Below are 5676 nucleotides of genomic sequence, written 5' to 3'. Positions count from 1 at the left end.
ACCTGATCCTGTACCTCTTCGGTACGCCCGGTCAGGACCGCTTCTGGTTCATGTGGGACGACCTGGTACGCGGCGCCATCGGCGCCGTCGTACTGGTCGACACCCGCCGTCTCGCCGACTGCTTTCCGGCCGTCGACTACTTCGAGAACAGCGGCCTGCCGTTCGTCATCGCCCTCAACGGCTTCGACGGCCACCAGCCCTACACCCCCGATGAAGTGCGCGAAGCCCTGCAGATCGGCCCCGCGACGCCCATCATCACGACCGATGCGCGACACCGTGCGGACGCAAAGAGCGGCCTGATCACACTGGTCGAGCACGCACTTATGGCACGACTCAAGTAGACGAGGGAGTACGGCAGTTGCCGTAGATTCAACAGAGCGGTCTGTGTCTTTTGACACCACTGACCGCTCTGTTCATAACGTTTCGACAGAGAATTCGCCGGGCGCCGCCACGCGTCGCGGTCACCTGGTGTCGCTGTGCTCACAAGAGCCCCGCCTTTTGGCGGGGCTCGCTCTTTTTGACCGTTTTATCTGAGGCTTACACCACTCGGAACTTCCGCTTCCCACTGTTTGGAAGAGGACCCCCTGACGTGCTGGAATGCGCTGAACTGCCCAGTAGCACGGGCCTTGGAGACGACAGCGGAGCCGATTTGGGCCCCGCCGCCGAGAGGTTGTTGGTCGAGTGAGGCGAAGCAAGACGAGCCCCGCACCGCCGCAGACGCGGGACACGCGGGGCAACTTCACCCCGCCGCCGCGCGCAGCGGCGTCCCCCGCAGATGTGCAGGGCCATGAACCGCCTGCCCCCTCCGGCGGCAGAATGTCCCCGCGCAACTGGCGCGTGCCGACCCGCCTCAACGCGATCCTCCTCATACCCGTGCTGGTCGGTCTGGTCATGGGCGGCTTCCAGGTCAAGGCCTCGATCGACACCTGGAGCGAGGCCCAGGACGCCGAGAACACCGCCATCCTGGTGCGGGCGTCCCTGGACTACGGCAACCGCATCATCGAAGAGCGCGACATCTCCGCGGCACCGCTGCTGCGCGGCAAGAAGAACGACCCCGCCGTCGTCAGCGCACGCAAGGCCACCGACGCCGCCAAGGCCGAGTTCGACGCCGCCGCCGAGAACATGCCCGACAAGGAAGGCCTCAAGCGCCGCCTCGACGGCTTCCACAAGGTGGAGCCGGGTCTGCAGGCCCTGCGCCAGGCCGCGTACACCTCCAAGCTCTCCGGTTCGAAGACCGAAGAGGGTTACGTCGCGATCCAGCACCCGCTGATGGAGTTCGCCAACGAGCTGGGCCTCGGCACCGGAAACATCACCAGCTACGGCCGCACCGTCTACGCCATCTCGCTGACCAAGGCCGCGCTCTCCCTCGAGCGCTCCATCGGTACGCACCTGCTGGTCAAGCCCGGCCCCACCGCTTCGTCCTTCGCCACGCAGCGCACCTCGCTCGCCTCGTACGCCTACCTCGAGGGCATCGCCATCGAGGAGTACAAGGGCGGCGGCACCCCCGAGGACCTCGCCAAGCTGGAAGCCGCCAAGAAGCAGCTGCAGGCCGACGGCGAGAAGCAGGCCAAGCAGGCCGCCGCCGCGGCGAAGGCCAAGGGCGAGACGTTCGTCCCGCCGCCGGCCCCCGAGAAGATGGTCGCGGGCATCGCGGGTCTGCAGACCACGCAGCCCAGCGCCCGCCTCGCGCTCGCCGAGAAGGGCATCACCGCCGAGGCCTGGTGGGCCACCACCACCGCCAAGTTCGACGCGTACCGCGACATCGAGTCCGACCTCGCCGACAAGGCCGTGAGCGAGGCGTCGGACATCGCCGACAACGCCCAGCGCAACGCCTACATCACCGGCGCCATCGTCGTCGTCGCGCTGCTCGCCGCCTTCATCCTGGCCGGGCTCATGGCCCGCCAGATGAGCAACGCGATGCGCCGGCTGCGGACCGCCGCCTTCGGCATCGCCGAGCAGCGCCTTCCGATGCTGGTCGACCAGCTCTCGCGCACCGACCCGGGCCGTGTCGACACCCGCGTACAGCCCATCCCGATCAACTCCACGGACGAGATCGGCGAGGTGGCCCGCGCCTTCGACCAGGTGCACCGCGAGGCCGTGCGGCTCGCCGCCGAGCAGGCGCTGCTCCGAGGCAACATCAACGCGATCTTCACCAACCTCTCGCGCCGCAACCAGTCGCTGATCGAGGGCCAGCTGACCCTCATCACCGACCTGGAGAACAACGAGGCCGACCCGGACCAGCTGGAGAGCCTCTTCCGCCTGGACCACCTGGCGACCCGTATGCGACGCAACGGCGAGAACCTCCTGGTCCTCTCCGGCGAGGAGCCGGGCCGCCGCTGGGACCAGCCGGTCCCGCTGGTCGACGTCCTGCGCGCCGCCTCCTCCGAGGTGGAGCAGTACGAGCGCATCGAGCTGTCCGGCGTCCCGGAGGCCGAGATCCACGGCCTGGCCGTGACCGACCTCGTGCACCTGCTCGCCGAGCTTCTGGAGAACGCCACCACGTTCTCCTCGCCGCAGACCAAGGTCCGCGTCACCGCGACCCGGCTGCCCGACGGCCGCGTCATGGTCGAGATCCACGACAAGGGCATCGGCCTCACCGCCGAGGACTTCGCGGACATCAACCACAAGCTGGCCAACCCGCCGACGGTGGACGCCGCGATCTCCCAGCGCATGGGCCTGTTCGTGGTCGGCCGCCTCTCGGACCGGCACGGCATCCGCGTCCAGCTGCGCCCCTCGGGCGAGCAGGCCGGTACGACCTCGCTGGTCATGCTCCCGGACGGGATCACGCACGGTGGCGGTGGCGAACACCAGCTGCCCGAGTCCGAGTTCACGGTCTCCTCGATCATGCCGGAGCAGCAGGCTCCGGAGCAGCCGGCCTTCACGCACCAGCCGATGCGCACGGCAGCCGAGCTGGGCTTCGACGACAGCCGTTACACCGCCGACAACGGCGAGGCCGCGGAGCTCGACCCGGTGGGCCGCTCGCTGATGCGTGAGGAGCGGCGTGCCGCTCTGGAGGCGCAGGCGCAGTCCGACGGCGGCCGTCCGCTCTTCCGCGACGAGGTCGAGCCGCAGCAGGCCTTCGACCAGCAGGGCGGATTCGATTCCGGATACGACCAGCAGGCACCGGCGTACGACGAGTACAACCAGGCCGCGCAGGGCCAGCAGTCGTACGACGAGCCGTACTACCCGGCGCAGGACGGCTACCAGGACGCCCCCTATACGGAGGCGGGTCACGACGATCACGCCGCACGTACGGGTGTCGTCTCCGAGCCCTTCGCCGCGTACCCGGACCGCTCTCACCAGGACGACTGGCCTTCTCGCGACGGATACGAGAACAACGCGGGCGGATACCAGGACCAGTACGCCCCGGAAGCGGAATCTGGTCCGGCGGCTCCCCTGAACGGCGGCGAGCGCGTAGGCTTCGAGCGTCCCGGACCGGCCCCCTCCACCGTCCACGACACCACCGCCGCGGGCCTTCCGCGCCGCGGCTCGACCGGTGCCGCCGGCAACGGCAGTGCTCCGGCCCCGGCCCCGGCCGAAGACGCGTTCGGCAACAACGACAGCAACTGGCGTTCGTCCAACGACGACCGCTGGCAGCGCGCCGAGCAGCTGAAGGAGCCCAAGGCGGGTGGGGTCACCCCGTCCGGACTCCCGAAGCGGGTACCCAAGGCCAATCTGGTCGAGGGCACGGCGGAACAGACCCCACAGGGCGGCCCCCAGGTCTCCCGCGACCCCGAGGACGTACGGGGCAGGCTGAGCAACCTGCGCCGTGGCGTCCAGCGGGGACGCAGCGCAGGCAGTGACACGAATGGCCAGGACACCGGTAATCACCGCGGTCCTGACAGCACCTACAACCAGGAGCGTTAGTGTGAGCCCGATGAGCCAGGCGGCGCAGAACCTGAACTGGTTGATCACCAACTTCGTGGACAACACCCCTGGGGTGTCCCACACCGTGGTGGTCTCCGCCGACGGACTCCTTCTGGCGATGTCCGAAGGCTTCCCCCGCGACCGGGCCGACCAGCTCGCGGCCGTCGCATCCGGTCTGACCTCCCTCACCGCCGGGGCCTCCCGGATCTTCGAGGGCGGTTCCGTGACCCAGACCGTTGTGGAGATGGAGCGAGGATTTCTCTTCCTTATGTCCATCTCCGACGGCTCCTCGCTGGCCGTACTGGCCCACCCGGATGCGGACATCGGTCTCATTGGGTACGAGATGGCGCTTCTTGTCGACCGCGCCGGCACCGTGCTCACGCCCGACCTGCGTGCGGAGCTGCAGGGGAGCCTTCTCAACTAATAGACGGACGGTGCGTTTACGCGTCCCGTGGCCGTAAGGTTTCGGGACGCGGCTCCAGAATGATGGTGCCCGGCACAGTCGGAGGAGGAGTACGTGGCAGGCTCAGGAACACCCCCGGACGGATCGTCATCGGCCAACTGGTCGTCTGGCCACGGCCAGGCACAGGGTCCGCACGACGGGGCGCCGAACCGGTACAACTTCCCCTCCGCGCCCAGTCAGCACCGCGCGCCGTACCGGCAGCCGCAGCAGCCGGGCCCCCGTCAGAACCCGTACGAGCAGCCTCACACACCCAGGATCCAGCCAGTGCAACCACAGCGACGCGCCCCTGAACCGGCGCCCGCAGGTTCTGCGAGCAACCCTCTGGTGCGCCCGTACGCCATGACGGGCGGCCGCACCAGGCCCCGCTACCAGCTCGCCATCGAGGCGCTGGTGCACACCACCGCACAACCGCACCAGTTGCAGGGCCAGTTGCCCGAGCATCAGCGCATCTGCAACCTGTGCCGCGAGATCAAGTCAGTGGCCGAGATCTCGGCACTGCTCACCATTCCCCTCGGCGTCGCCCGGATCCTCGTAGCCGACCTGGCCGAGGCCGGACTTGTCGCCATCCACCAGCCGGGCGGCGACGAGTCCGCCGGCGGCCAGCCAGACGTGACACTGCTCGAAAGGGTGCTCAGTGGACTTCGCAAGCTCTAGCGGCGGAGCAACAGCCCGCTCCACCACCAGCGCGAAAATCGTGGTGGCGGGCGGCTTCGGCGTGGGCAAGACCACGTTCGTCGGAGCGGTCTCTGAGATCAACCCGCTGCGCACCGAGGCCGTCATGACGTCCGCGTCCGCGGGCATCGACGACCTCACCCACACCGGAGACAAGACGACCACGACGGTCGCGATGGACTTCGGCCGCATCACCCTGGACCAGGACCTGATCCTGTACCTCTTCGGTACGCCCGGTCAGGACCGCTTCTGGTTCATGTGGGACGACCTCGTACGCGGCGCCATCGGCGCCGTGGTCCTGGTCGACACGAGGAGGCTCGCCGACTGCTTCCCCGCCGTCGACTACTTCGAGAACTCCGGTCTGCCGTTCGTGATCGCCCTCAACGGCTTCGACGGCCACCAGCCCTACACGCCGGACGAGGTCCGCGAGGCGCTGCAGATCGGCCCGGACACCCCGATCATCACCACCGACGCGCGTCACCGTGCGGACGCGAAGAGCGCGCTGATCACGCTCGTGGAGCACGCGTTGATGGCTCGGCTGCGCTAACGGTCCTTGCCTGTACGTCGAGGGGGGGGGGCCCCCGCCGCCGGGGGGGGGGGGCCGGGGCCACGCGGGGGTGGGGGGGCGGCGCGCGGCGGGGGGGGGGGGGGGCGGCGCGCCCGGCCCCCCCCAC

The 5676-nt window shown here is 69.1% G+C and carries 5 protein-coding genes; all 5 read left to right on the top strand.

All coding sequences use genetic code 11. From position 1 onward, the window contains the following. A partial coding sequence (locus ACFWY6_RS43680) for an ATP/GTP-binding protein (RefSeq protein WP_384702955.1) occupies positions 1 to 341 on the top strand: 341 nt, incomplete at its 5' end. 340 nt (positions 342 to 681) lie between these two features. After that, complete coding sequence (locus tag ACFWY6_RS43675; RefSeq protein WP_384702952.1) at positions 682 to 3867, top strand: nitrate- and nitrite sensing domain-containing protein; 3186 nt, start codon at positions 682 to 684, stop codon at positions 3865 to 3867. Between the two features lie 10 nt (positions 3868 to 3877). Beyond that, positions 3878 to 4291 (top strand): roadblock/LC7 domain-containing protein, encoded by a 414-nt coding sequence (locus tag ACFWY6_RS43670; RefSeq protein ID WP_135330751.1) that lies wholly within the window; start codon positions 3878 to 3880, stop codon positions 4289 to 4291. A 93-nt stretch (positions 4292 to 4384) separates the two neighbouring features. Continuing rightward, positions 4385 to 4984, top strand: a complete 600-nt coding sequence (locus ACFWY6_RS43665; RefSeq protein WP_360773510.1) for a DUF742 domain-containing protein — start codon at positions 4385 to 4387, stop codon at positions 4982 to 4984. Further along, positions 4965 to 5549: an ATP/GTP-binding protein gene (locus tag ACFWY6_RS43660; RefSeq protein ID WP_030361923.1), complete on the top strand. Its 585-nt coding sequence runs from the start codon at positions 4965 to 4967 to the stop codon at positions 5547 to 5549. The genes ACFWY6_RS43665 and ACFWY6_RS43660 overlap by 20 nt, the downstream gene beginning before the upstream one ends. The last annotated feature ends 127 nt before the right edge of the window (positions 5550 to 5676 follow it).

The sequence above is a fragment of the Streptomyces sp. NPDC059037 genome, assembly GCF_042740015.1.
Lineage (GTDB): Bacteria > Actinomycetota > Actinomycetes > Streptomycetales > Streptomycetaceae > Streptomyces.
This window is presented reverse-complemented; position numbering and strand designations above follow the sequence as displayed.

Excerpts from the sequence above, each read along its gene's own strand:
- ACFWY6_RS43670 (WP_135330751.1), top strand. The coding sequence starts at position 3,878 with ATGAGCCAGGCGGCGCAGAACCTGAACTGGTTGATCACCAACTTCGTG.